The 25,530-nt window shown below is 42.0% G+C and carries 25 protein-coding genes and 1 riboswitch; of the genes, 22 read left to right on the top strand and 3 right to left on the bottom strand.

What is annotated here, in order from left to right:
* The first annotated feature begins 24 nt into the window (after positions 1-24).
* The 13 genes from tsaE (at position 25) to BUB93_RS04690 (ending at position 12,508) form a co-directional block, all read left to right on the top strand.
* Positions 25-510 carry a tRNA (adenosine(37)-N6)-threonylcarbamoyltransferase complex ATPase subunit type 1 TsaE gene (tsaE, locus tag BUB93_RS04750; RefSeq protein WP_084116978.1) on the top strand — a complete coding sequence of 162 codons (486 nt, stop codon included), beginning with the start codon at positions 25-27 and terminating at the stop codon, positions 508-510.
* Positions 507-1,226 (top strand): tRNA (adenosine(37)-N6)-threonylcarbamoyltransferase complex dimerization subunit type 1 TsaB, encoded by a 720-nt coding sequence (gene tsaB, locus BUB93_RS04745; protein ID WP_073269940.1) that lies wholly within the window; start codon positions 507-509, stop codon positions 1,224-1,226. Before tsaE ends, tsaB begins: the two co-directional genes overlap by 4 nt.
* Positions 1,213-2,301 (top strand): metallophosphoesterase family protein, encoded by a 1,089-nt coding sequence (locus tag BUB93_RS04740; protein WP_073270032.1) that lies wholly within the window; start codon positions 1,213-1,215, stop codon positions 2,299-2,301. Before tsaB ends, BUB93_RS04740 begins: the two co-directional genes overlap by 14 nt.
* Positions 2,298-4,682 (top strand): ATP-binding protein, encoded by a 2,385-nt coding sequence (locus tag BUB93_RS04735; RefSeq protein ID WP_073269939.1) that lies wholly within the window; start codon positions 2,298-2,300, stop codon positions 4,680-4,682. Before BUB93_RS04740 ends, BUB93_RS04735 begins: the two co-directional genes overlap by 4 nt.
* Positions 4,676-5,122, top strand: a complete 447-nt coding sequence (locus BUB93_RS04730; protein WP_073269938.1) for a C-GCAxxG-C-C family (seleno)protein — start codon at positions 4,676-4,678, stop codon at positions 5,120-5,122. Before BUB93_RS04735 ends, BUB93_RS04730 begins: the two co-directional genes overlap by 7 nt.
* 16 nt (positions 5,123-5,138) lie before the next feature.
* The gene (gene mnmA / locus BUB93_RS04725) at positions 5,139-6,239 is read left to right on the top strand and encodes a tRNA 2-thiouridine(34) synthase MnmA (protein WP_073269937.1); all 1,101 of its coding nucleotides are present in this window, start codon (positions 5,139-5,141) and stop codon (positions 6,237-6,239) included.
* Between the two features lie 55 nt (positions 6,240-6,294).
* Positions 6,295-6,966, top strand: a complete 672-nt coding sequence (locus BUB93_RS04720) for a response regulator transcription factor (RefSeq protein WP_073269936.1) — start codon at positions 6,295-6,297, stop codon at positions 6,964-6,966.
* A complete protein-coding gene (locus BUB93_RS04715) occupies positions 6,967-8,250 on the top strand; it encodes a sensor histidine kinase (RefSeq protein WP_073269935.1) in 1,284 nt (427 codons plus the stop codon).
* A gap of 29 nt (positions 8,251-8,279) precedes the next feature.
* Positions 8,280-9,527: a CapA family protein gene (locus BUB93_RS04710; protein WP_073269934.1), complete on the top strand. Its 1,248-nt coding sequence runs from the start codon at positions 8,280-8,282 to the stop codon at positions 9,525-9,527.
* Complete coding sequence (gene rimI / locus BUB93_RS04705) at positions 9,524-9,976, top strand: ribosomal protein S18-alanine N-acetyltransferase (protein ID WP_073269933.1); 453 nt, start codon at positions 9,524-9,526, stop codon at positions 9,974-9,976. Before BUB93_RS04710 ends, rimI begins: the two co-directional genes overlap by 4 nt.
* Positions 9,973-10,665, top strand: coding sequence for a TIGR01906 family membrane protein (locus BUB93_RS04700; protein WP_073269932.1), 693 nt, complete (start codon positions 9,973-9,975; stop codon positions 10,663-10,665). The genes rimI and BUB93_RS04700 overlap by 4 nt, the downstream gene beginning before the upstream one ends.
* A complete protein-coding gene (gene tsaD / locus BUB93_RS04695; protein WP_073269931.1) occupies positions 10,637-11,650 on the top strand; it encodes a tRNA (adenosine(37)-N6)-threonylcarbamoyltransferase complex transferase subunit TsaD in 1,014 nt (337 codons plus the stop codon). Before BUB93_RS04700 ends, tsaD begins: the two co-directional genes overlap by 29 nt.
* A 348-nt stretch (positions 11,651-11,998) precedes the next feature.
* A complete protein-coding gene (locus tag BUB93_RS04690) occupies positions 11,999-12,508 on the top strand; it encodes a ferritin (protein WP_073269930.1) in 510 nt (169 codons plus the stop codon).
* 45 nt (positions 12,509-12,553) lie between these two features.
* Here the strand turns inward: BUB93_RS04690 and abc-f are convergent, their stop codons facing one another.
* Positions 12,554-14,473: a ribosomal protection-like ABC-F family protein gene (abc-f, locus tag BUB93_RS04685; RefSeq protein ID WP_084116972.1), complete on the bottom strand. Its 1,920-nt coding sequence runs from the start codon at positions 14,471-14,473 to the stop codon at positions 12,554-12,556.
* 220 nt (positions 14,474-14,693) lie between these two features.
* Here abc-f and BUB93_RS04680 point away from each other — a divergent pair, with 220 nt between their 5' ends.
* The gene (locus BUB93_RS04680; protein WP_278278373.1) at positions 14,694-15,344 is read left to right on the top strand and encodes a redox-sensing transcriptional repressor Rex; all 651 of its coding nucleotides are present in this window, start codon (positions 14,694-14,696) and stop codon (positions 15,342-15,344) included.
* A gap of 166 nt (positions 15,345-15,510) precedes the next feature.
* A complete protein-coding gene (glnA, locus tag BUB93_RS04675) occupies positions 15,511-16,839 on the top strand; it encodes a type I glutamate--ammonia ligase (RefSeq protein WP_073269928.1) in 1,329 nt (442 codons plus the stop codon).
* Positions 16,840-16,852: 13 nt separating this feature from the next.
* Here the strand turns inward: glnA and BUB93_RS04670 are convergent, their stop codons facing one another.
* On the bottom strand, positions 16,853-17,677 hold the full coding sequence (locus BUB93_RS04670; RefSeq protein ID WP_073269927.1) for a hypothetical protein: 825 nt from the start codon (positions 17,675-17,677) through the stop codon (positions 16,853-16,855).
* A 91-nt stretch (positions 17,678-17,768) separates the two neighbouring features.
* On the opposite strand from BUB93_RS04670, the gene BUB93_RS04665 reads away from it, so the two are divergent.
* Complete coding sequence (locus tag BUB93_RS04665; protein WP_073269926.1) at positions 17,769-18,341, top strand: ANTAR domain-containing response regulator; 573 nt, start codon at positions 17,769-17,771, stop codon at positions 18,339-18,341.
* 44 nt (positions 18,342-18,385) lie between these two features.
* Here BUB93_RS04665 and BUB93_RS04660 read toward each other — a convergent pair whose 3' ends face one another.
* A complete protein-coding gene (locus tag BUB93_RS04660) occupies positions 18,386-18,823 on the bottom strand; it encodes a hypothetical protein (protein WP_073269925.1) in 438 nt (145 codons plus the stop codon).
* A gap of 106 nt (positions 18,824-18,929) precedes the next feature.
* On the opposite strand from BUB93_RS04660, the gene BUB93_RS04655 reads away from it, so the two are divergent.
* From BUB93_RS04655 to guaB, 6 genes are all read left to right on the top strand, one after another.
* A complete protein-coding gene (locus tag BUB93_RS04655) occupies positions 18,930-19,814 on the top strand; it encodes a DNA-3-methyladenine glycosylase family protein (protein ID WP_073269924.1) in 885 nt (294 codons plus the stop codon).
* Positions 19,811-20,491, top strand: coding sequence for a DUF554 domain-containing protein (locus BUB93_RS04650; RefSeq protein ID WP_073269923.1), 681 nt, complete (start codon positions 19,811-19,813; stop codon positions 20,489-20,491). The genes BUB93_RS04655 and BUB93_RS04650 overlap by 4 nt, the downstream gene beginning before the upstream one ends.
* A 138-nt stretch (positions 20,492-20,629) precedes the next feature.
* Positions 20,630-20,911, top strand: coding sequence for a co-chaperone GroES (gene groES / locus BUB93_RS04645; RefSeq protein WP_073269922.1), 282 nt, complete (start codon positions 20,630-20,632; stop codon positions 20,909-20,911).
* Between the two features lie 34 nt (positions 20,912-20,945).
* Entirely contained in the window at positions 20,946-22,571 is a 1,626-nt protein-coding gene (gene groL / locus BUB93_RS04640) for a chaperonin GroEL (RefSeq protein WP_073269921.1), read from the top strand.
* Positions 22,572-22,701: 130 nt separating this feature from the next.
* A complete protein-coding gene (locus tag BUB93_RS04635) occupies positions 22,702-23,712 on the top strand; it encodes a PTS sugar transporter subunit IIC (protein WP_073269920.1) in 1,011 nt (336 codons plus the stop codon).
* A 118-nt stretch (positions 23,713-23,830) separates the two neighbouring features.
* Positions 23,831-23,932: riboswitch (purine riboswitch) on the top strand.
* Positions 23,933-24,065: 133 nt separating this feature from the next.
* Positions 24,066-25,523 carry an IMP dehydrogenase gene (guaB, locus tag BUB93_RS04630; protein ID WP_073269919.1) on the top strand — a complete coding sequence of 486 codons (1,458 nt, stop codon included), beginning with the start codon at positions 24,066-24,068 and terminating at the stop codon, positions 25,521-25,523.
* Positions 25,524-25,530: the final 7 nt, after the last annotated feature.

Genomic DNA, 25,530 nt, shown 5'->3' with positions numbered 1-25,530 from the left:
CTCTGTAACAACCGGGAGGAAGAGATGGCTTGTTGTGAAATGAAATATTTGTCAAAATCTCCCCAGGAGACTTTGACCCTGGGACTTGAAATAGGAAATTTATTAACAGAAGGACACGTAGTTTGTTTGGAAGGGGAAATGGGCGGAGGCAAGACCGCTTTGAGCCAGGCAATGCTCAGAGGTCTTGGTGTGGAAGGCTATATTACCAGCCCTACATACAGCATAGTCAATGAATATGAAGCTAAAGGCATGAAGCTTTACCACTTTGACATTTACAGAGTGGAGAGCGCTGAAGAGCTATACGACATAGGCTTTGAAGAATATCTAAAGAATTCTATCGCCATAATTGAATGGCCTCAGATCATTAGAGAAGATCTAAAGGAGCCGGTATTGGACATAGTGATTATAAAGACAGGAAACGAAAATGAGCGGATCATCAATTTGAAAGGTCCATGCCCCTTGATAAGGGAATTAAAGAAAAAACTTGGGGAGAGGGGAAAAGACATATGATTATACTCGGAATAGACACTTCCACTGCCTCCACGTCGGTGGCTATAAGCGTTGACGGCGAAACCATTTGTGAAATTACTGCAAACCACAGGCAGACCCACTCGGAGCAGCTGATGTATCTGGTGGATGAAGTTCTAAAGATATCCTCCCTTACGCTTTCAGAGGTTGACTGCTTTGCATGCGTAAATGGTCCCGGATCATTTACAGGACTTAGAATCGGGGCGGCCTCTGTCAAGGGCATGGCCCAGTTTGAAGACAAGTCCATAATAGGAGTCTCCTTGCTTGAGGTACTGGCTTACGGAGCAGGAGCATTTCAAGGATTGATATGCCCCATAGTGGATGCCCAGAGAGACCAGGTTTATGCAGGTTTTTACAAATGGGAAGATGGCAGGCTTGAGTCTGTAAAAAAAGATATGGTGGCAGGAATAAAAGAAGCAACAAGCTTTGCCCTGTCCTTTGCCCTTCCGGTGGCATTTACCGGGGATGGGATAAAAAAGCTGGGTGAAATGCCGGAGCATGAAGATGGAGACTTGACTATACTCAAGGCGCCTTACAGAATACCAAAGGCTGGAATGCTCTGTTATGCCGCTTGGGAAAAGGCTATGAAGAAAGAAAATATTTACACCTGGGAAGAATTTGAACCGGATTATTTCAGAAAATCCCAGGCTGAAATTCAAATGGATAAAAAGAGAGATGAAAAAAATGAGCAGGTATAAATTCATTCATACAGGAGATCTGCACTTGGGCTGTGGACTAAAAACCTCAGGGCTACCGGAAAGCGTCAGGGAGGATTTGAGGGTGGATGTATGGAAAGCTTTGGATGTTATAATAAACTACTGCAGAGACAAGAAGACAGATTTTTTGTTTATTGCAGGGGATCTGTTTGAACATGACCTGTTCAAGATGTCGGATCTTAAAATGTTGGCTTCGTATTTCAATTCCTTGAAAGATACAAAAATCTTTGTTTCACCAGGCAACCATGATGCTTTGGGTGGATTGATGTCATACACGGCAGTGGACTGGCCGGAAAACACCTATATTTTCAGCGGTGAAAAGATTGAGGAAGTGAAAGTGGACGACTGGCTTTCTGTCTGGGGCTACGGATGGAATGGAGAGTATTTAAAAGAGCTCCACCCCCTAATCGGTGCCATGCCTGATGTTTTCAGAACCAATGTCCTGATACTCCATGGAGATGCCATAGATTCTGAATCACCCTATCTTCCGGTGAAAAATGATTTGGAGTATTTAAACAAGTTTGACTACGTTGCCATGGGACACATTCATAAGCCAATACAGCAAAGTCATAAAATAAAATATAGCGGCTCCCCATTGTCCTTAAGCTTTAAGGACGAAGGTAAAAGAGGCGTGATAAAAGGGGACTTGGCAAAGGGTGAAGTAACCACTGAATTTTTACCCCTTGAGTTCAGGCAGTTCCATGTGGAATCCATTGAAATCCAGCCTGAGGAGGATTATGTACAGATATGCGATAAGATAAAGAAGCTATCGGTAAACAAAAACAGGGATCTGTTCAGAATCACTTTGACGGGCATAATCAACGCCGATGTGGATTTGGACATGGTCAGACAGGGCGTGACTGACAGCTTTTACCATGTAGAGATTATTGATTCATCCATAAAAGATTACGATCTAGAGAGTCTTTATGCCCAAAATGAAAACAACATAATCGGAAGGTTCATCAAGGAAATGGCACTTTTGGATTTAAACGATATTACAAACAGGCAGGCCCTGTACCACGGTTTAGAGGCACTGCTTCAGGAGAGACAGCCATGATAATAAAAGAACTGAATCTGACAGCTTTCGGCAAATTTAAAAACGAGAAGATACTCTTTGAGGATGGGATAAACCTAGTTTACGGAGGCAACGAAACTGGCAAGTCGACCTTGCACAAATTTATTGAAGGGATGCTATTTGGATTTTTCAAAGATTCCTGGTCAAGAAGACTATACAACGAAGATTATGACAAGTACATGCCCGTGGAAGGCAATGATTATCGGGGCAGCATGCTTTTGGAGGCTGAAGGGAAATCCATCAGGATAGAGAGGAATTTTCTTAAGGGCAAAGACGAAGTGAAGATTTATGACGAAGCTACAGGGGAGGATATAACGGGATTTTTCCATTATGAGCCTGCTACGAAGATGCACTACTTGCTAGATCCTGGAATTTTAAACCGGAATCTGTACAAAAACACCGTCAGCATCGCTCAGCTAAAGGCAAAAACCGATGAGGACCTGGCGGAGGAGCTTAAGGAGAGGATTTTAAACTACAGCCAGTCCGGGACAGATATTTCAGTAAACAAGGCGATTAAGAATTTGGAGAAAAAGCTTGAGCAAAATGGCACTGAAAGAAGAAAAGGATCCCCTCTTAACCTGATAGTAGAAAAAATAGTAGCACTGCAGGATGAACTTGATAAATCAGAAAAGATACAAAAACGGATAAGAGAACTGACGGAGCAAAAAAAGGCATTGGCACTGGAGGAAGATCAACAGAAAAAGGAGCTTGAGAATCTAATCAACAGGCTTGAAAACCTTGAAGTGAAGAATATCTACCAAAAGTTCAACAATTACAAAAAACTAAGGGAAGAACAAGACTCTTTGGAGCTTGCTTTAGAAAGCCACACAAACCAGTTCGTTTCCGAAGAGGATTTAAGGGAAATTTTATTGAATCACCAGGAATTAAGCAGGCTCCGAGAAGACATAGAAGGCTCCCATGAGTACTTGGCAAAAATCGAGTCAGAAATAGCAAGGCTCAAGGATGAATTCAGCCTCCATGATGAAAACATAATAAGTGAATCCTATCTCGAAGATAGAGACAGATTGTTCGAGCTTAAGGAGGAAAAAATACACATAAGCCAAGATATCAAAAAAAGAGGCGTTAAAAGGCCAAAAAACAATGCCGCCGGCTTAGTTTTCGCCGGGATTTGCGCCGGACTTTGTTTTTATGCAGGAAGCCTTTACGGCAATATATATATGATTGGAGCAGGGGCATTTTTTGCAGCTGTCGCCATATATTTTGCCTTCAAGCTTTTGATGCTCAGAGGCAATGGAATTACCGGTTCGGAACTGGAAAATTTAAGGTCTAGAATTATAGAAATAGATGGGTCTGTAGAGGAAATCTTGGCAAGATATGATGCGGTCAGCCTAAATGATCTTAAAGAAAAATGGGAGCAGATCAAATCTATGCGTCTGCGCTACAGCGAAGAAATAGACAGGATAAAAATATTGACGGACAGATTGGCATACGTGGGAGAGAATATTAAAAACTTTGAGGAAACTTATAAAGACAGGCAAAAAATGCACTCGGACAAGCTGGAGCTTTACCAGGTCGACAGTCTTGAAGAGCTATTGGCATCTTACGAGAAGCAAAAGAATATCAGGAAAAAGGCACTTAGGCTGGAAGAGGTCATAAGGACCATGGATATGCTCATGGACAAAGAAGAGTACAAAAAGCTGGAAGACTTCTTTAGAGGAAAGGGTTTGCCTGAATCCTATAAGGAAGACCCGGAAAGCTTGAAGCTGCAGATTACAAAGCTGAAGGACAAGATAGGACAAACTACCACACTAAAGGATAAAGACGAAGGGGAGATCTTGGCGCTGGAAAAGGATGTGCGCGTTCCGCAGATAATCAAAGAGGATATTGCATACATGGAGGAGCTGAAGGCTAAGAATACAAACAAATCCCAATCCATAGCCTTGGCCATTAATAAGATAAATGAAGCGTCAAAGCAAATGCATTCAGAAATAGCTCCGGAGCTTAACAAGAAGCTAGGCGAGCTAATGGAGAAAATCACGAAAAGATATAAAAGCTTCAAGGTGTCAAAAGACATCAATATCAGCGTGGAAGACCCGGTTTCCGGGATGCTTATGGAAGCTAGGCATCTGAGCATGGGAACAGTGGATCAGCTCTATTTCTCACTTAGAATAGGAATGGCAAAAATACTCGGGATAGATGGATTCCCTTTGATTTTGGATGAATCTTTTCTGCAATATGACGACGAAAGATTAAAAAGGGCTCTGGATATACTGATAGAAGAAAGCGAAAACAGGCAGATAATCCTATTTACGTCCCAAAACAGAGAAGGGGATGTCTTAAGGAAAACAAAATCTATATCCAATATAATAAATCTTAATGATCTGGAGGGATCGGTATGTTAAGTGAAAAGGCGGAAAAATACGTTGAAAGTGAATTTGCATACGGAGACGACCATAAGCTATACCACTACAACTGTGCAGAAACGCTTCTAAACAGCTGTAATGACGAATACTGTCTAGACCTTGACGCCAGGGCGCTGAAAATGATGGTTCCTTTTGGTGGAGGGTTTTACTGCGAAAAAGCATGCGGAGTGCTGACTGGAGCATTGGCTGCAGCAGGAGTCATGTACGCCCAGGACAAGCCAACAACCAACGAAAAGGTAAAAGCTTTTGCTCAAAAGTGGGTTGAAGCCTTCGAAAAGGAATTTGGGTCTACTGAATGCGTGGACGTCAAAAGAGACCATAAGCACGAGACGAAAAAATGCGGCCCTGTCATGATAAGGGGAGCGCAGATTTTTGAGGAAGTAGTAAAAGGATTTGAAGAAGAGTGGAAGGCAAAATAAATAGAGGGATGATTTAATGACAGAAAATAAAAAAACTGTAGTGGTGGGAATGTCAGGAGGAGTGGACTCCTCCGTGGCAGCATTGCTGCTTAAAAAACAAGGCTACAATGTCATCGGGATTTTCATGAAAAACTGGGAAGAGACGGAAGATGACGGAGCATGTACTGCAGAAGAAGATTACGAAGATGTCAGACGGGTATGCGACAAGCTTGAGATTCCTTATTATACGGTTAATTTCAGCAAAGAATACTGGGATAGGGTCTTTGCGTATTTTCTCGAAGAGTACAAGAGAGGCAGGACGCCAAATCCTGACATACTCTGTAATAAAGAAATAAAATTCAAGGCTTTTTTAGACTATGCCCTGAATGTTGCAGGCGCTGACTACCTGGCAACGGGACATTATGCAAAGATTCAGGAAAAGGACGGATATTGCAGGCTTCTTAAGTCAGAAGATAAAAACAAGGATCAGACCTACTTTTTATGTCAGTTAAGCCAGCAACAGATTTCAAAAGCCATGTTTCCCTTGGGAGATATCCCAAAAGAAGAAGTTAGAAAAATAGCTGCAGAAAACGGATTGCTAACGGCAGGCAAAAAGGATTCCACAGGTATATGCTTTATTGGAGAGAGGGACTTTAAAAAGTTTTTAAGCAGGTATCTGCCTGCAAAAAAAGGCGAGATTAAAGATCCAAAGGGCAACATCAAGGGCACTCATAACGGCCTTATGTACTACACCCTGGGGCAGAGAAAGGGACTGGGCATCGGTGGAGAAGGCACGGGAGAACCTTGGTTTGTATACAAAAAAGATCTTAATACAAATACCCTTTACGTAGTCCAAGGGGAGATGAACCCATTACTTTTCAGCAACGGCCTCATAGGCTCAAAGGTCAACTGGACGGCTAAAATTCCGGAAGGCAAAGACATAAGGCTTAAGGCCAAGTTTCGGTACAGACAGCAAGACCAAGACGTGGTCTTAAACGTATTGGAAGGCGGACGAATCAAAGTAATGTTCGACAAGCCTCAAAAGGCAGTCACCCCTGGACAGCAGGTAGTTTTATACGATGGGGATGAATGCCTTGGGGGAGCAGAAATAGACGAAATACTCTCAGGAAAGCCGTGAACCGAGTTTTACATATAAATAAAAGCTATACTCTTATAATACGAGGGGGCCCTATATGAAAATACTATTTGTAGAAGATGAAAAGAAGGTTACCGAAGCGCTGCAGGAGCTTTGCAAATTACAAAACATCCAATGCGACATAGCAAACGATGGAGAGGAAGGTCTCTTATACGCACTAAATCAGATTTACGATGTGATAGTGCTGGATATAATGCTTCCTGGCAAGGATGGCATTGAAATACTCCGGGAAATAAGAAAAAAAGGAAGCAAAACGCCGGTTTTGATGTTGACTGCAAAGGACACGGTGGAAGACAAGGTAAAGGGTTTGGACTCAGGGGCAGATGACTATCTGGTCAAGCCATTTTCCGCAAAAGAGCTTTTTGCCAGGATCAGGGCTCTCGGTAGAAGGATTGAATCAGATTATATGGAAAACGTCGTAGAGATAGGTAATTTTACCTTCGATTTGGACAATTTCATCGCCACTGTAGACGGAAATCCGCTGAAGCTTTCCTATAAGGAAGGACTTCTTCTTGAAATGCTCATCAAAAGGCCGGATCAAGTTTTCAGCAGAGAGCAGATATTAGACCGAGTCTGGGGCTTTGATGCAGAAGTCAACGAAAACAACATAGAGATATACATACATAATCTAAGGAAAAAGCTTAAGAATACAAATATTAAAATAGAAACATTAAGAAGCATAGGATACAAACTTAAGGTGATGGATTAGATGTTTAAAGAACTGTACAGAAAGCTTACAATAATGAACGCACTTATTCTGATTGCGTTTCTACTTATATTTTCATATTCCATAGTGGGGTTTTCAAACGCCGCTTTCAATTCCTCTGCAAAGAGCACGCTGGTGGAGCGCAAGGAACATATCGTATCGATGATATACAGATTCGACACCCTGGAAATAACCTTGCCAGATGAGACTCACTGGTCAGGGGGAAGCTCTCAGAGCGACTATTCTAGAATTGATTACGTGATATGGGATGAGGATCTGAAGCTTGCGAATTTAAGCGTTCTACGTGAGAATCTGATGGATCAGACATACGTATATGCCCAACAGGTAATGACCACAAAGAAGGACAGCTTTACAAGCATAACCCTTTCAGGGGTTAAATTCAGACTATATAGTTCCTATGTGGAAACACCAAACGGGAAAGGCGCTGTCGTTCAGGTTTATCAGTCCAGACTGATTGATGACCTTGTAACCAGGCAGATTTTTCTGGTAGTTATGGGCATAGGAGTTTTCAGCGTGATAATACTGATTTTTATCAGTGCCCACATGGCAAAAAAATCTCTTGAGCCTGTACGAAGGGCTTATGAAAGACAGAAGGAATTTATTGCAGATGCCAGCCATGAGCTTAGGACTCCCCTTACGATCATAAAGACCACCGCCGAGCTTCTAGGGATGAAGGAACAAGAAACGATTATGGAAAACTCCAAGTGGCTTGAGAATATATCCAGTGAAACTGAAAACATGAGCAAGCTTATACAAAATCTGCTCACCCTTGCTCAGGCGGACAACAATCAGATACCGGTTTTTATGGGCGACGTAGATCTGAGCAAGCTAGTCAGGGAGACAGGGGAGAAGTTTGAGCTCATCGCTAGGGACAAGGATATCGAATTTGAAAGCATAATTTCTGACAACGTTCATTTGACGGGAGACAAAGACAAGTTAAACCAGCTGCTGGTCATCCTGCTGGACAACGGCATAAAATACACCCCGGAGAAGGGAAAAATATCCATATCCCTGATGCATACAACGGACAAGGCTATAATAACGGTAAAAGATACGGGAATGGGAATATCAGAAGGAGATATCGACAAGATTTTTGAACGTTTCTACAGAGTGGACAAGGCCCGCTCTAGGGATCAGGGCGGCGCAGGGCTTGGACTGAGCATTGCCAACTGGATAGTCAGGGAGCACAAGGGAAAAATCAGTGTAGAAAGCGAACCTGACAAGGGAAGCAGCTTTATAGTTGAGCTGCCTAAGAAAAGAAAATAATAGCCAGCGCTTATGGAGGTTTTTAGCTCATGAAGAAATCAAAAAAGAAGACTATAGCATTTTTAAGGCTCGGGATAATACTCATAATCATCGCCGTTGGGGCTGTTGGGTTAACAGGGCTGTTCTCATCGGACCAAGAGGGAACGTCTCCTGAATTTGCCGTGACAATACCTGAGAGGGATTTTGTCAGGAGGGTATTGACGTCTCCAGAGGGAAAATATTTGGGGCGAAAGCAAGTGGCCTCGTTTACCTCGGTTGGAGATATTATGTATCATGGAACCCAAATCACAAACGCCTACGATTCTGCAAGAGGCGCTTACGACTTTGACGAGAATTTCATGCATGTGGAAAAGTTTTTCAATGCTGTAGACTTTGCAATAGGTAATTTTGAGACTGTAACTGCGGGAGGAACTCCCCAGGGATATCCTGTGTTCAATGCACCGGATGAGGTGCTGGACAGCATCAAAAATGCGGGATTCGATGTATTGACTACAGTAAACAATCATTCCCTGGATAAGGGAAGAACCGGCGTGCTAAGAACTTTGGAGCAAATAGAGGAACGAGGCCTTATTTCCACCGGCACCTTCAGTGAGCCGGAAGAGGAGATAACGGTTTTAGAAAGCGACGGAATAAGAGTAGGGCTCATCGCATATACCTACGGATTAAACGGCATGGACAGCCTTTTGACGCCTGCAGAGCTAAGCTATATGATAAACCGCATAGACGAGGATAAGATTAAGAAGGATATAAATAAAGCGAAGGACCAAGGCTGTGACATGATATTCGTATCACTGCACTGGGGAAATGAATATCAAATGTCCCCTACTTCTCAGCAGGAGCAGCTAGCTATGAAGATATTCGAATGGGGAGGGGACGTCATTTTGGGAAGTCATCCCCACGTGATTCAAAAATCCGAAATAATCAATGTAAACGGCGAGGATAAATTTATAATCTATTCTCAAGGCAACTTCATTTCCAATCAGAGAAGAGAGACCCTGCCTTCCATCAGTGCAAGAAATTATACGGAAGACGGCGTGATAGTTCAGATAAAAATAGAAAAGGATATGGTGACTGGGAAAACAGTTTTAAAAACCGTAAACTATACACCTACTTGGGTACATAGATACGAGTCCCAAGGAAGGCTCAGATATGAGGTGCTGCCTGTAAAAGATGCTTTAAATACCATGGACTTAACTGGACAGACAGCAGATAAACTGAGGCAATCCTATGAAAACACAGTTGGAAAGATGACGTATTACAACAGGGAGATTCGATGACAGAGAATAAGCCGGTAGTAATCCTGCCGATGAGAAGCGAACATTTGGATTCTGTCGTGGCATTGGAGCTTAGGTGCTTTAAGGTGCCTTGGACTAGAGATATGTTTGAAGAAGAGCTGGAAAATCCATTGGCAAGATACTTTGTAATCGTAACTGAAGGAGATATTGCAGGGTATGCAGGCATTTGGCATATTCACGGAGAAGGCCATATTACAAATATTGCTGTCGACGAGCCTTACCGAGGCAAGGGATTTGGGAAACAGCTGTTGAATAACTTGATTAAAAAGGGAGCTGCCGAAGGAATCGATACATTCACCCTTGAAGTAAGAAAAAGCAACGCCTCAGCTCTCGGCCTTTACATGAACTGTGGGTTCAAGGCCGCCGGAATAAGAAAAAACTACTATAGCGATAACGGTGAAGATGCGGTAGTGATGTGGAGGAAACCATGAGAGATAAGATAATAAAAATATTGGTTGTGTTGCTGGTACCTTTCGTAGTGCTCTTAACCAGTCTTGAAATAGTGGTAAAATCAGAGGGGTTCTTTTTGGAACAGTATGAAATCAACAATGTAGAGCAAGCCACCGGTATGGAAATCCAGGAGCTGATGAGGGTTACAGGTGAGATTCAGGACTATCTGTTCGGCAATAGAGACGACTTCAATATAACAGGCGTGATAAACTCCGTCGAGGGTGAGATCTTCAATGAAAGGGAGATCGTACACATGGAGGATGTCAGGGTGCTCTTTGACAGGGGGATAATTTTAAGAAACGCCGGTGCAGTGCTTCTTTTATTTATTCTTGCATATGGGGCATTTACCGGGAAGAAGTGGCTGCTAAAAAGCCTGCTGTATGCCGCAGTATCTTATTTTATCCTGTTGGTGTTGACTGCAGGGCTGCTATTTTACGATTTCAACAGGTATTTCAACCTGTTTCATGAGGTTTTCTTTTCAAACGACTACTGGATTCTCGATCCAAGGGACAGCGTGTTGATAAATATGGTGCCACTAAACTTTTTTATCAACATAGTTAAGAGGATATTGATAATTTCCTCAGGCGCCATGACGGCAATTTTATTATTTTATTGGATCATGCTAAAAAAAGAGGTGACAAATGAAAGACGTTTTAATATTGGGAATTGAAACATCCTGTGATGAGACATCCGCAGCCATCGTAAAAAACGGCAGAGAGGTTCTCTCCAATATAATTTATTCACAAATAGAAATACACCAGCCATTTGGAGGAGTTGTTCCTGAGGTTGCATCTAGAAATCATGTAAAAAAGATATCGTCAATAGTGGATATGGCCTTTAAGGAAGCAGGTATTGGATACAGTGACATAGACGCAGTTGCGGCCACCTACGGGCCGGGTTTGGTAGGGAGCCTGCTAGTGGGACTATCCTTCGGGAAGTCTTTTGCCTATGCTGCTAAAAAGCCTCTTGTAGGAATCAATCACATAGACGGTCATATCAGCGCCAACTATATCGGAAATGAAAGCGTAAAGCCTCCCTTTGTAACTTTGGTTGCTTCGGGAGGACATTCACATCTGATATACGTCAAAGATTACGACAGCTACGATGTACTAGGTCAGACGAGGGACGATGCGGCAGGTGAAGCTTTTGACAAGATAGCAAGGACTCTGGGTCTTGGTTACCCTGGAGGACCTGCAATAGACAAGGCAGCACTTGAAGGGGATCCTGATTTTGTACAGTTTCCAAGAGCATACCTGGAAGATGACAGCTATGACTTTAGCTTCAGTGGTTTAAAGTCTGCGGTGCTAAACTATCTGAACGGCATGAAGATGAAAAACATTAAATACAGACCAGAAGACGTCGCAGCAAGCTTTCAAATGGCTGTGGTAGAGGTTTTGACAGAGAAGACTATTAAGGCCGCGCTGGATTATAAGACTGATAGGGTTTGTTTGTCAGGGGGGGTTGCATGCAACAGCCTGCTTAGAAAAATGATGAGGGAAAAGTGTGACGCCCATGGTATCGCTCTTGATTATCCTGCCCCCAGTTTGTGTACAGATAATGCTGCCATGATAGCAGGAGCCGGTTATCACAAATACCAAAAAGGAGTTTTTGCCCCTGAAAATTTAACGGCAAAACCAAATCTTAAAATTGGGTGAGGGAGCATGAAAAGTTGTCTACACCCTGTTTGTAAACAGAATGTAAACGGACAGTAAAATGTGGATAAGTCTTTGAAAGGTCGAGAAATCAAGGTGGATAACTGGATGTTCTGTGGACAAGTAGGTGGATAACTGTGGAAAATGTTAATAACTCCATTGAAAACACTGAAAAAATTTAAGAATACTTAAAAGTGAAACCTTTAAAAATCAAGGGTTTTTGATGTCAAGAAAAACTTTATTGCAAATTAAATCAAAAAACAACCTGTGAATGGGCTTTTAAATGTTTGATAGGCAGCGGATGATGGTATATATAAATAGGTATAGTTTAAATTTAAGGAGGGCAATAATATGTTAAGCAAGAAACTTATTGATGAAATCAATGAACAAATAAAGTATGAATTCTTTTCGGCGCATTTGTATCTATCCATGGCTTCCTTCTGCTCGGAAAATGACCTGCCTGGTTTTGAAACCTGGTTCATAGCTCAAGCTGATGAAGAAAGATTCCATGCGATGAAATTCTACGGATTCTTAAACAGCAGAGGAGAAAAAGCGGTCTTAAAAGGCTTTGACGATCCAAAGGCTGATTTTGACGATATCGTAGACGTTTTTGCATATTCACTGGAGCACGAAAAATTCGTTTCCTCCAGAATATACCATTTAATGGATATAGCCCAGGAAGAAAAAGAATATGCCACCATAAGCCTTCTGAACTGGTTCGTAGACGAACAAGTAGAAGAAGAGGAGAGCTTCAGCACTTTACTGGCTCAGCTTAAAAAGATCAAGGGAAATCCTCAAGGTCTTCATATGTTGGACAGGGAACTAGGCTCAAGAGTCTTCACCCCTCCTGCAGCAGAGTAAGATAAATGAAACAATCCGGATCTTAAGATTCGGATTGTTATTTTTTTATGAACTTTCCTCAATTTCCATTTGTTTTACTGTCCAATCATCCATAAGCAGGGATAACTGTGATTTAGCAGATTCATAGTCCGAATTTATTTTGCAGGAATAGTCATAATCGTCGTAAAAGCCGTCAGAGCAAATGATTTTTTCCAGTTTAGAAATCTCTTCTTCCTTTACAATTATAGATTCTTCCAACCTGCTTATCTCTTTTTTAAGTGCTGCAAGCTCTTTTTTCTGCTTATTTTTAAGTTTTTTTTCCTGAACGATTTCAGTCTTTGTCTTCTCTGGCTGGCTGTTTTTTAAATCTTCAAGCATTTTTGCTTCCTGAGTCTTTTGGATGTAGTAGTCGTAGTTGCCCTCGTAAATCTCCAGATGGTTGTCCTTGAGCACAAATAGCCTGTTTACCGTCTTGTTTAAGAAGTATCTATCGTGAGAGACTATGAATAAGGTGCCGGTATAGTCAGATAAGGCGTTTTCCAGTACATCCACCGTAGGCATGTCAAGGTGGTTCGTAGGCTCATCCATGATAATGAAGTTGGCATCAGAGAGCATAGTCCTCGCAAGTGATACTCTGCTTAGCTCTCCTCCGGAGAGGACGTTTAGGGGCTTGAACGCGTCATCCCCATAAAACTTGAAATAAGATAGTATGTTGCGTATTTCACCTTCGTTTGCTTTGGGCCTGCAGTTCCATACCTCGTCCAATACCGTTGAATCCGGATCAAGTCCTGCATTATCTTGTCTAAAAAATGCGGGGATCACTTTTTGGCCCCAGTTGACTTGGCCACGATCTTGAGATAAATCTCCGTTGATTATTTTAAGCATTGTGCTCTTGCCGCTTCCATTGGCGCCTATGATGCCTATCCTGTCTCCTCGGAATACATTGAAGCTGATGGAATTGAACAGGTTGGAATCATAGCTCTTTGCCAGGTCATCCACTTCAAGCACAAGCTTAGAGCTTTGGATCTTAGGTTCAAATTTCATTGATACCTTGCGATTGTCGATAAACGGCTTGTCGCTTTTAGGCATCTTGTCCAGCATCTTTTCACGGCTGCGAGCTCTTTTAATGCTCTTCTCCCTGTTGAACTGCCTGAACTGCTTTATTATCTCTTCCTGGCGCTGTATCTCTCTTTGTTCCAGCTTGTATTGATGCAGCTGGCTTTCCAGGTTTTCCTGCTTCCTTCTGACATATTCGCTGAAGTTGCCGTTGTAACGGGTCAAGGTCTTGTTTTCAATTTCGAACACGGTGGTAACAAGTGAATCGAGAAAATACCTATCGTGGGAAATGATTATAAAGGATCCGCTGTAATTTTTAAGGTAGCTTTCAAGCCATTGGATGGTTTCTATGTCCAAAAAGTTGGTTGGCTCGTCCAAAAGAAGAAGCTGCGGGTTGGTGAGGATCATCTTTGCAAGGGATATCCTGGTTTTTTCTCCTCCGCTGAAAGCAGCGACAGGTCTGTCAAACTCTTCCGGAGCAAAGCCGAGTCCAATCAATATTCCACGGGCTCTGCTTTCGTATTCGTAGCCGGACATGTCTTCGAATTTTTCTGTAAGCTGAGCATATTTGTTTAGGAGACTTTCCACATCCCTGTCGTGATTTTTGGATATTTCAACTTCCATCGTCCTCATTTCACGCTCCATGTCGATTATGTGGTCAAATACCGATATGACCTCTTCGTATAACCGGTTGTCTTCATTTAAGCTGGATTCCTGGGAAAGATATCCGATAGACAGATTTTTGGCGTAGTCGATGCTGCCGCTGTCATAGGGGGTTATTCCTGCGATTATCTTGAACAGGGTGCTCTTTCCCGTACCGTTTTTGCCCACTATCCCTATTTTGCTGTTGTCATCTACCATAAAGCTTACATTTTTCAGCACGGTTTCCACGCCGAAGCTTTTTTCTATATTATTAGCACTAACTAGCATGATTTCCTCCAAGTTTGTTTTGCCTTTTTACTATCAATATATTACTATAATATTAGGGAATATTCAATTATACCTTTGTTTGATGGAATTGTATCCCAAGTTTGTATTCGGATTTGAAAAGTTAGTAAAAACACAATAAAATACAAAAACAAAAAATTGACAATAAAAATTCACATTGTTATAATTAAAATTATAGTTTTTATATGTGATCGAAAGGAGTATTGACATGCAGAGAAATTCAATAAAGGTCTCCATGGCTGTCGTTAGAAGGCTGCCTAAATATTATAGATACTTGGGAGATTTAATACACAACGATGTCATGAGAATATCATCAAAAGAACTCGGAAAACTTATGGGCCTTACTGCATCTCAAATACGGCAGGACTTGAATTGCTTTGGGGGATTTGGTCAGCAGGGATACGGTTATAACGTTATAGAGCTTCAAAAGGAAATTGGAAGCATACTGGGGCTTAGCAAATCGTATAACTGTGTTATTGTAGGTGCCGGAAACTTGGGACAGGCAATTGCCAACTATGAAGGATTTAAAAGAGAAGGATTTATTCTTAAAGCTATGTTTGACGTAAATCCGAGGCTTATTGGCAATACGATCAGAGACATCAAGATTCTGGATATTTTAGATCTTGGTGAATACGTAAAGAGCAATGATATACAAATAGGCATTATTTGTGTGCCTAAGGAGCACAGCCAAAGCGTAGCAGACACGCTTATAGAAAACAATGTAAAGGCAATATGGAACTTTGCACCGACAGATGTTTCCGTGCCGGATAATGTAGTAATCGAAAATGTAGCAATAAGCGAAAGCCTTTACACACTTACATATCTAATGAATGAAGACAGTTTAAACATTTAGATTCCTATTGACATCAAATGAAATTGTCTATAGAATGTATATCATAAACAAGTTTATACAAGACAATGACGTCTATTCAAGGAACATAGGATACCTGGGATAGGCGTTTTTTATATTTTTATATTTTACTCAGCTTATGAAACGAAATATAGAGGAGGCGCGTAATATGGCAATTACAAAAGACCAAATTTTACAAAATGCGAAGGATTTGGACGTGGAGTTCATTCACTTGCAGTTTACTGATTTAAACGGAGTTATGAAGAACCTATCCATCAGTTATGAACAGCTGGAAAAAGCATTGGATGGCGAAATCATGTTTGACGGATCATCCATTGATGGGTTTGTGAGAATCGAAGAGTCGGACATGTACCTAAAGCCGGATCTAAACACTTTCGTCGTATTTCCATGGAAGCCTCAGGTAGGCAGGGAAGCAAGGCTGATTTGTGACATCTACAATCCCGACGGCACGCCATTTTCCGGATGTCCGAGAAATATTTTAAAGAAAAAAGTAAAAGAAGCCGAGGATATGGGCTATACCATGTACGTAGGTCCCGAGTGCGAGTTCTTTCTCTTTGAAGTTGATGAAAACAACTATCCTACTCTTAAGACTCACGACAACGCAGGATACTTTGATCTTGCTCCTGTGGACTTGGGAGAGAGTGCCAGAAGGGACATGGTGGTAACCTTAAAGGAGATGGGCTTTGAGATTGAAGCATCCCACCATGAGGTAGCTCCTGGACAACACGAGATAGACTTTAAATATGCAGACGCTCTAGAGGCGGCAGATGACATCATGACATTTAAAATGGTGGTAAGGGTTATCGCTCAAAGACATGGATTGCACGCCACTTTCATGCCGAAGCCGATTTTTGGAATCAACGGCTCTGGGATGCACCTTAACCAGTCACTTTTCAAGGACGGAAAGAACGCATTTTATGATCCCGATGGGCCTTACGAGTTAAGCGACACAGCATACAAGTACATTGCAGGACTTATTAAGCATGCCAGAGGTATGGCAGCGCTTACCAATCCAACTGTAAATTCGTACAAAAGACTAGTTCCCGGTTATGAAGCACCTGTATATATTGCATGGTCGCCGAAGAATAGAAGCCCGCTTATAAGAATCCCTGCAAAACGGGGACCGTCAACCAGGGTGGAAATGAGAAACCCGGATCCGTCGGCAAATCCATACTTGGCTCTGGCTGCAAGCTTGGCTGCAGGTCTTGATGGTGTCAAGAACGACCTTGAGGCGCCGCCTCCGGTATTTTCAAATGTATATGAAATGGGCCTTAAGGAAAAAGAAGAACAGGGTATAGATTCTCTACCCGGCACTTTAAAAGAGGCCATTCAAGAGCTTCAGGCTGATGAGCTTCTCATGGAGACCTTAGGGCCACATGCGCAAGTTAAATACATCGAAAACAAGATGCAGGAGTGGGACAGCTACAGAACCAAGGTAAGCCAGTGGGAGCTTGATATGTACCTGACAACCATCTAAGCAAAAAAGCCGACTAATCATCGGCTTTTTCCATTTCGAAAGGAAATCTCCTTTCTCGGATGATATCTAAAAGTGAATTGATCTTTTCCTGGGTCCTTGTGGCCCCTGTGATTGAATCCAAGGGGGCGATCGAATCGTTTTGAATTATCTGATTGGTGTATAAACCGAACATTTCCCCAATAGACATCCCATAGTGCTGCTGGTATACTTCATCAAGATCCTCCATATCCTCCTTGGGCTCGTCGTTTTGGTTCATCTCGGTATACTGAACATCGATAATTACGTTGTTGACATATGTTATTGAAATTCTGCCCTTGTAGCCGTTGCTGTCGTACTCTCCGGCTTCATAGTAGATATCATCCATGGATATCAAAGAAGGATCGGTTAAGCCTCTCCTGGCGCTTAGGATTATGCTGTCTGAGAGTCTCTTGAAATAATTTCGCATGTCGGGAAAATCCCCGGTAGAAGGCAGGCTGTTAGTGCTCTGGTTTTTTATAAGGTTGGTGTAAAGGCGCAGATATAAGGCTTGGAGGTCTAGGTTGTGTTCTTCCTTGAAGGCTTCGAAATATTCAGCGTCGGATATTTTGTCCTTTCCATCCAAAGAAACCTCACGGTAATTTACCCGAGTGATGAGACCTTCTTTTACAGTGACAGTCATTTCAGGACGATAACCTTCGTTGTTGCCGTGCTCGAAGGAAGCAAAGTACTCTCCATCAGTCAGGACTGCAGACTGTTCAGGGAAAGGTATCTGGCCTTCGCTGTCATTTACATAGTCTTTTGAGCATGCTGAGAGCAATAATAATGGAATTAAAAGGATTAAAAAAAATTTTTTGGTCATAAATAACACTCCAAATATTTATTTTAGTAGATGAATGCTTTATAATAGAAGAAATTATATTAATTATAACATAAATAGGCAGGTAAAAAATATGATAATGGGTACTGTGATAATAGGTCTAACCAATAAAAAAACAGAGACTGCCGTTTTGGGCTTGATGAAAAAAAACGGTTTTCAAACGATAGAATTCGAAGAAGGCAATGCCTTGATTCGCGCTGCAAGATCGAGGAATGTAGATCTGATCATAATAGACGAAGAAATCAAAGGGTTCAGGACGTTAGATATTGTAAATACCGTTTACGCTGAAAAAATCTGCCCGGTCATACTCGTTACTAGCCAGCCAAGGGCGGACTTTACAGATTGGATTGAAAAGGGATGGATATTTAACTTTATAAACCAAGGAGTTGAGTCAAGCGAGCTCAATAAAATGGTAAAAGGGGCGATGATATTTGGTAAAAAGCTTGTAAGCCTTGAAAGCGAAATATTAAAGCTGAAGAAGACCCTTGCAGACAGAAAGACAATAGAAAGAGCCAAAGGAATAATCATGGAGATGAAGCACTGTTCTGAGGAAGATGCCTACAAATATCTAAGAAACACCAGCATGGAAAAGAAGGTAACTATAGAAAACCTGGCTAAAGCTATAATAAATAAATTTACAAAATAGAAAATGCCCTGATGGGCATTTTCTATTTTATGATCAAGGCAAGGTCAGTATTTTTCGTATTTTAAATCAGTCAGCTTCAAAAATGCCATTGCAGTTATCAAACCACATGGAATCAGTGGGATAAACTGCTTTAAAGCAAACCAAATGTACTCTTGATCGAAACTGATGTTGGGGATGTAAAATATCAGCTTGAAAATATTGATTGCCATGAACCAGATGCATATGAAATAATTTATTAAGACGCTGTCTTTTTGCATCCTGATCATCCAAATGCTTATGGCAAGTACCAATAGAGTCAGGATAAGTTGAACAAAGAATTCCACAACGGATGCGGTCTCGAGGGGAAGCTCCAGAAAGCTGTGAGTGTTATCAGCTATGAAATACTGCAAAAATTCAGCTGCATTCAACAGGGTGCTTGCTACGAGCAAAAAAATCAACAGAAGGCCATTTGTTATTGTTTTTAGGGTATTTTGAACGAACATCTTGAAACTCCTTTGTGAAAGTATTATGCTATGAAATATCAGCTTAATTATAACATAAGTTTTAGAAGTGTTGTTAAATTACATTCTCACGAGTGGGGGAAATACATTGTTAAAGGATTTTTCAGTAATAAATAATGAAATCCAAGCCAAGATAACTGAATTCGACCTGGTGCAGACTTTTGAGTGCGGACAGTGCTTCAGGTGGAATAAAGTTTACGAAAACGGGTATTTGGGAGTTTCAAGGGGCAGGGTACTTGAAATTGAACAGAAAGGTGACAGGTTCATATTCAGAGGCACGGACAGGGACGCCTTCGAGAATTATTGGATGGATTATCTTGACCTTAGGCGAGATTACGGAGAGATAATTGAGAAGGTCTCTACAGAAAAAAATATGATTAAAGCTACACAATACGGCAATGGCATTAGGATCTTGCTTCAAGATGAATGGGAAGCCCTGGTCTCCTTTATAATATCCAGCAACAACAATATAAAAAGAATTAAAAAAATAGTGGACGGTCTCTGCAGCATTTTTGGGAACCCGGTGGACTATAAAGGCCAAGTTCTCTTTACGTTTCCGAATCCTGAGGATATCTATGGATCAGGGTGTGATGATTTGGGGGATATAAAATGCGGCTACAGAGCCGGTTACATAATAGATGCAGTGGAAAAAGTGCACTTGGGTGAAGTGGACATAGGCTCCATCAGAAAAACGAATTATCAACAAGGAGCCAAAGAACTCATGAAAATAAAAGGGGTAGGGCCTAAAGTTGCAGATTGCGTCCTGCTCTACGGAGGAGCTAAATACGAAAGCTATCCGGTGGATGTGTGGGTAAAAAGAGTTACGGAAGCCCTTTACCTGAAAAAAGATTCAAAGCCTGATGAAATCAAGAGCATTGCCCGGGAAATGTGGGGGGACTTGGCAGGCTTTGCCCAACAGTATTTGTTTTACTATGCAAGAGAGAATCAATTAGAGACAGGAGAGGTAAAATGACCGGTAATATAGTAAATGCATTGGCCATAATAGCAGGGAGTATCTTTGGAGTTGCCTTTAAAAATAAAATAGCGGACAGATTCAGCGATCTCATGGTGGAGGCCTTGGCAATCAGCATAATGGTCTACGGGGTCAGTCAGGGAATAACCACTCAAAATCCTCTTATATTATTTGCGAGCATAGCGTTGGGAGCACTGATTGGAGAGGCAATTGATATAGAAAAAAAGCTTAACGATCTTGGGGACTTCTTTCAGAGCAGAATGAAAAATTCTGCAAATGTAACTCAGGGATTTGTGACGGCTTCCCTGCTTTTTTGCGTGGGAGCCATGGCGATAATGGGAGGGCTTCAAAGCGGTTTGCAGGGAAATCACGAGATTTTATTTGCAAAGTCATTTCTCGATGGGATAATGTCGGTGATTTTTGCATCCGCCATGGGTATTGGCGTTGTGCTTTCGGCTATATCCGTCTTCGTTTATCAGGGGACTATAATATTGCTGTCGGGTCTCATCAAGCCCTTTTTGGCTCAGGAAGTGATAGTGGAAATGACTGCAGTAGGAGGAGTTTTAATTTTTGGCATAGGGATAAACATGCTCAAAATCAAGAGGCTGAAGCTCGGCAATATGCTGCCTGCGGTTTTCGTGCCGGTGTTAATTGGTTTTTTTATGAATTTGATTTGAAATTAAGGGAAAATGTCAGCATTTTATGTTGACATTTTTATTTATATTTTGTATCATTATAGATGCAATTAGCACTCAGTCTCAATGAGTGCTAACAATAAAAAAAGAAACTTTATCGTACAAGGAGGTTATTAGAGCATGTTGAAACCATTGGGAGACAGAGTTGTTCTTAAAGTCAAAGAAGAAGAGGCTACTACTGCAAGCGGAATCGTATTACCTGGAAGTGCAAAGGAAAAGCCACAGGAAGGTGAAGTTATCGCAGTTGGAAGCGGTGAAGTTTTAGACGGAAAAAAGGTAGCATTGGAAGTTAAAGTCGGCGACAAGGTAGTATTTTCCAAGTACTCCGGAACTGAATTCAAAGTTGACGGAGAAGAATACCTGATAGTGCGTCAGAACGATATTTTAGCGATAGTAGAATAAGCACATTGAATACAACTTATAGGAGGAAAGATTAATGGCTAAGGATTTAAAATTTTCTAGCGATGCAAGAACCGCACTGGTCAACGGCGTGGACAAGCTTGCTGATACTGTAAAAATCACTTTGGGACCAAAGGGAAGAAATGTAGTTTTATCTAGAAGCTTTGGCTCACCTATCATAACAAATGACGGTGTTACAATTGCAAAAGAGATCGAGCTTGAAGACCAGTTTGAAAATATGGGAGCTCAGCTTGTAAAGGAAGTTGCAACAAAGACTAACGACGTTGCAGGTGACGGTACTACTACTGCTACCCTTCTTGCTCAGGCGATCATCAGAGAGGGACTTAAAAACCTTGCGGCCGGAGCAAACCCTATGGGACTTAAAAAAGGCATCGAACAAGCTGTCACCGTAGTTGTGGACGAGCTTAAGACTAAGAGCAAAAAAGTTGAGAATAAAGAAGAAATCACACAGGTAGCTTCTATTTCAGCTGCTGACAGAACTATCGGACAATTGATTTCAGATGCTATGGAAAAGGTAGGCAACGACGGTGTCATCACTGTTGAAGAAGGCAAGTCTATGGACACTGAGCTTGAATTCACAGAAGGAATGCAATTTGACAGAGGATACCTTTCTTCTTACATGGTAACAGATACTGATAAAATGGAAGCTGTCCTTGACAACCCTTACATTTTGGTTACGGATAAAAAGATCAACAACATTCAGGAAATCCTTCCTATCTTAGAGCAGATCGTACAGCAAGGCGGAAAGCTTCTTATAATCGCTGAAGATGTAGAGGGAGAAGCTCTTGCTACATTAGTGGTAAACAAATTAAGAGGAACTTTCAACTGCGTAGCGGTTAAAGCTCCAGGATTTGGGGACAGAAGAAAAGCAATGCTTTCTGACATCGCAGCAGTAACAGGCGCTGAGGTTATTTCAGACGAGCTGGGACTTGAGCTTAAGAACGTGACTGTAGAGCAGCTTGGTAGAGCAAGACAGATCAAAGTCGACAAGGAAAACACCATCATCGTTGAAGGTGAAGGACAAAGAGAAGCGGTTGAAGAAAGAATCAACCAGATCAGAAAGCAGATTCCGGAAACCGATTCTGAGTATGATAGAGAAAAGCTTCAGGAAAGACTGGCAAAGCTTGCTGGCGGAGTTGCAGTAATCAAGGTTGGTGCTGCTACTGAAACTGAGCTTAAGGAAAGAAAATACAGGATTGAAGATGCCCTTAACGCAACAAGAGCTGCTGTGGAAGAAGGCGTGGTAAGCGGTGGAGGTACAGCCTACATCAATACGATAAAACCTTTGGAAGCACTTTTAGAGACTCTTGAAGGAGACGAAAAGACAGGCGCATCCATCATAAGAAGAGCTATCGAAGAGCCAATCAGACAAATCGCTGCAAATGCAGGTTTGGAAGGTTCTGTAGTAGTCGAGAACCTAAAGAACAAAGAAGAGGGAATGGGCTTTGACGCTGCCAACGGTCAGTATGTTGACATGTTCCAGGCAGGCATCATCGATCCTACTAAGGTTTCCCGTTCTGCGATTCAAAACGCGGCAAGCGTTTCTGCAATGTTCCTTACAACTGAGGTTGCTGTTGTGGAGATTGCTAAAGACGAACCGGCTATGCCAGGCGGCATGGGCGGCGGAATGCCAATGATGTAACATAACTACCCTGTACTAGAAATGGTACAGGGTTTTTTATTGTTAATACAGCTGTATTGACAGATGTCATGCCTTGGTATAAAATTTACAGATGGAATTATTCAATTAAATTTTATTTGAGGAGCTGGAGATGGGAAAGATAAATGATTTTTTAGCTAAGAAAGATATACGGTTCACAGTCAAAAGATATCTTATTGACACTTTGGGATTTATGGCCTATGCCTTGTTTGCCACTCTTATAATCGGCAGCATATTAAACCAGATTGGCGTAGTTCTTAAGATAGCTTTCTTAACAGAAGTAGTGTGGCCGGCGGCCAGGGCGATGACTGCACCGGCAATTGCAGTTGCTGTAGCATACGCGCTAAAGGCTCCCCCTCTTGTAATATTTGCATCTGCCATCAACGGAATGATCGGTGGAGACCCGGTATCTGCACTGTTAGCGGGAATAGTCGGTGCTGAATTCGGAAAGCTTGTTTCAAAGGAAACTAAGGTGGACATAATAATAACGCCTGCAACAACTATTATAACCGGCGGAATGGCCGCATTTTTCGTAGGTCCTGTGATAGCCGCGTTTATGACAGGATTCGGTCAGGTAATCATGTGGGCAACTGAGCAGCAGCCCATACCGATGGGGATTATCGTTTCTGTCCTGATGGGCATCGCCCTAACCCTTCCAATCAGTTCTGCAGCAATAGGTTTGATGCTGTCATTAAGCGGACTGGCTGCAGGCGCGGCGACAGTAGGTTGTGCCTGCCAGATGGTAGGCTTTGGGGTAATGAGCTACAAGGAAAATAAAATGGGTGGATTGTTGGCTCAGGGAATAGGCACTTCCATGCTTCAGATGCCCAACATAGTTAAAAATCCCAAGGTGTGGATACCGCCCATCATCTCATCCGCAATCCTAGGTCCTGTGGCTACAGTCTTTTTTAAGATGGAAAACGTGCCATATGGATCAGGTATGGGTACAAGCGGTTTTGTAGGCCAGTTTGGAACTTTAGAGGCAATGGGGGGAACGGGCTTTGTTTGGATGGGAATCATACTGCTCCACTTCTTGCTGCCAGCTATTATTACCCTATCGGTATCTGAGCTCTTAAGAAAAATGAACTGGATCAAAGATGGTGATTTAAAACTTCAGATATAATTTCCAGGACCTTCACATATATGGAAGGTCCTTTGTTCATAGGGAATTTTCAGAATATTCATTTATATTGATTCTTATTGACAAATAAATTGAACAATACTATACTTATAAAAATATCATAAACCAATCGCAGCTATCTTATATAAAATCAGGGATATGGCCTGGAAGTCTCTACCGAAAAACCGTAAATTTTTCGACTATAAGCTAGGGTATTTCACAATATCTTAAGACAAGTAGAAAGAGCTATTTGTCTTTTTTGCAATCAAAATGACTGTTTTCATAAAAGCAAGCATTGCTTTTCAAAACGCTGCATAACGTGCGTACGCACATTTAATTAAAATAGGAGGGAAAAAATGAGTAAAATGATTAGAGAAGGGTTGACCTTCGACGACGTGCTTTTAGTGCCTTCAAAATCCGAAATTCTGCCTCATCAGGTGGAAATAGGCACAGTTTTGACAAAAAAAATCAAGCTTAACATTCCAATAGCCAGTGCAGGCATGGATACTGTTACTGAAGCTAAGCTTGCAATAGCAATTGCAAGACAGGGTGGAATTGGAATAATCCACAAGAACATGGATATCAAAGACCAGGCAATGGAAGTTGACAAGGTTAAAAGAAGCGAACACGGCGTAATCGTAGATCCTTTCTTTTTAAGTCCGGAACATATAATAGGAGACGCTCTTGAGCTAATGGAAAGATACCATATTTCCGGCGTGCCTATAACAGAAGAAGGTAAGCTTGTTGGAATCATAACCAACAGGGACCTTAGATTTGAAAATGACCCTTTAAAGAAAATAAAAGACGCAATGACAAAAGAAGACCTTGTTGTAGCCCCTGAGGGAACTACCCTTGAGGAAGCTGAAAAAATCTTGAAGCGTCATAAAATCGAGAAGCTTCCTATAGTAGATGACAACTTCTACTTAAAAGGCTTGATAACAATTAAGGACATCGAAAAGGCAATCAAGTATCCTAACTCTGCAAAGGACAGCAACGGCAGGCTGATTGTAGGTGCAGCGGTAGGAGTCAGCAAGGATAGCCTTGAAAGAGCAAAGGCCCTTATAGAGGCAAATGCAGACGTCATCGTGCTGGATACTGCTCACGGACACTCAGTGGGCGTGGTGGAGATGGTAAGAACGATTAAAACCAAATTCCCGGATACCCAGCTTATCGCAGGAAACATCGCAACCGCTTCTGCAGCAAGAGACTTGATAGAAGCGGGAGTCGACGCAATAAAAGTGGGCATCGGACCGGGATCTATATGCACCACGAGAGTAATAGCAGGTATCGGAGTTCCCCAGATTACAGCTATTATGGACTGTGCCGAAGTTGCTAAGGAATACGGAGTGCCGGTTATTGCAGACGGAGGAATCAAGTTCTCAGGGGATGTGGTAAAAGCCATAGCCGCAGGAGCCGACTGTGTGATGATAGGCGGACTTTTTGCCGGAACCGAGGAAAGCCCCGGAGAGATGATGATCTACCAGGGAAGAAGCTTTAAAGCGTACAGAGGCATGGGCTCGGAGGCTGCCATGAAGCAAGGCAGCTCGGACAGGTACTTCCAGGAAGGCCAAAGAAAGCTGGTTCCTGAAGGCGTGGAGGGCAAAGTGCCTTACAAAGGGCCTTTGGCGGACAGCATATTCCAGATGATCGGCGGATTAAGAGCCGGCATGGGATACTGCGGAGTCAAAAACATCAATGAGCTTAAGGAAAATACAGAGTTTATAAAAATAACAAGCGCAGGTTTGAAGGAAAGCCATCCTCACGATGTCTCCATAGTAAAAGAGCCTTCTAACTACAGCAGCGCCAATTATTGATGCGGGA

This window comes from Alkalibacter saccharofermentans DSM 14828 (assembly GCF_900128885.1).
Classification (GTDB): domain Bacteria; phylum Bacillota; class Clostridia; order Eubacteriales; family Alkalibacteraceae; genus Alkalibacter; species Alkalibacter saccharofermentans.
This window is presented reverse-complemented; position numbering and strand designations above follow the sequence as displayed.

Bases quoted from the DNA above. Each gene is read 5' to 3' on its own strand.
- BUB93_RS04720 (WP_073269936.1), top strand. From the start codon at position 6,295: ATGAAAATACTATTTGTAGAAGATGAAAAGAAGGTTACCGAAGCGCTG.
- BUB93_RS04660 (WP_073269925.1), bottom strand. From the start codon at position 18,823: ATGTTCGTTCAAAATACCCTAAAAACAATAACAAATGGCCTTCTGTTG.
- BUB93_RS04740 (WP_073270032.1), top strand. From the start codon at position 1,213: ATGAGCAGGTATAAATTCATTCATACAGGAGATCTGCACTTGGGCTGT.
- BUB93_RS04670 (WP_073269927.1), bottom strand. From the start codon at position 17,677: ATGACCAAAAAATTTTTTTTAATCCTTTTAATTCCATTATTATTGCTC.
- BUB93_RS04700 (WP_073269932.1), top strand. From the start codon at position 9,973: ATGAGAGATAAGATAATAAAAATATTGGTTGTGTTGCTGGTACCTTTC.
- glnA (WP_073269928.1), top strand. From the start codon at position 15,511: ATGGCAATTACAAAAGACCAAATTTTACAAAATGCGAAGGATTTGGAC.
- BUB93_RS04650 (WP_073269923.1), top strand. From the start codon at position 19,811: ATGACCGGTAATATAGTAAATGCATTGGCCATAATAGCAGGGAGTATC.
- tsaE (WP_084116978.1), top strand. From the start codon at position 25: ATGGCTTGTTGTGAAATGAAATATTTGTCAAAATCTCCCCAGGAGACT.
- mnmA (WP_073269937.1), top strand. From the start codon at position 5,139: ATGACAGAAAATAAAAAAACTGTAGTGGTGGGAATGTCAGGAGGAGTG.
- abc-f (WP_084116972.1), bottom strand. From the start codon at position 14,473: ATGCTAGTTAGTGCTAATAATATAGAAAAAAGCTTCGGCGTGGAAACC.
- tsaD (WP_073269931.1), top strand. From the start codon at position 10,637: ATGAAAGACGTTTTAATATTGGGAATTGAAACATCCTGTGATGAGACA.
- groL (WP_073269921.1), top strand. From the start codon at position 20,946: ATGGCTAAGGATTTAAAATTTTCTAGCGATGCAAGAACCGCACTGGTC.
- groES (WP_073269922.1), top strand. From the start codon at position 20,630: ATGTTGAAACCATTGGGAGACAGAGTTGTTCTTAAAGTCAAAGAAGAA.
- BUB93_RS04635 (WP_073269920.1), top strand. From the start codon at position 22,702: ATGGGAAAGATAAATGATTTTTTAGCTAAGAAAGATATACGGTTCACA.
- BUB93_RS04710 (WP_073269934.1), top strand. From the start codon at position 8,280: ATGAAGAAATCAAAAAAGAAGACTATAGCATTTTTAAGGCTCGGGATA.
- BUB93_RS04715 (WP_073269935.1), top strand. From the start codon at position 6,967: ATGTTTAAAGAACTGTACAGAAAGCTTACAATAATGAACGCACTTATT.
- BUB93_RS04665 (WP_073269926.1), top strand. From the start codon at position 17,769: ATGATAATGGGTACTGTGATAATAGGTCTAACCAATAAAAAAACAGAG.
- BUB93_RS04690 (WP_073269930.1), top strand. From the start codon at position 11,999: ATGTTAAGCAAGAAACTTATTGATGAAATCAATGAACAAATAAAGTAT.
- guaB (WP_073269919.1), top strand. From the start codon at position 24,066: ATGAGTAAAATGATTAGAGAAGGGTTGACCTTCGACGACGTGCTTTTA.
- tsaB (WP_073269940.1), top strand. From the start codon at position 507: ATGATTATACTCGGAATAGACACTTCCACTGCCTCCACGTCGGTGGCT.
- BUB93_RS04730 (WP_073269938.1), top strand. From the start codon at position 4,676: ATGTTAAGTGAAAAGGCGGAAAAATACGTTGAAAGTGAATTTGCATAC.
- rimI (WP_073269933.1), top strand. From the start codon at position 9,524: ATGACAGAGAATAAGCCGGTAGTAATCCTGCCGATGAGAAGCGAACAT.
- BUB93_RS04735 (WP_073269939.1), top strand. From the start codon at position 2,298: ATGATAATAAAAGAACTGAATCTGACAGCTTTCGGCAAATTTAAAAAC.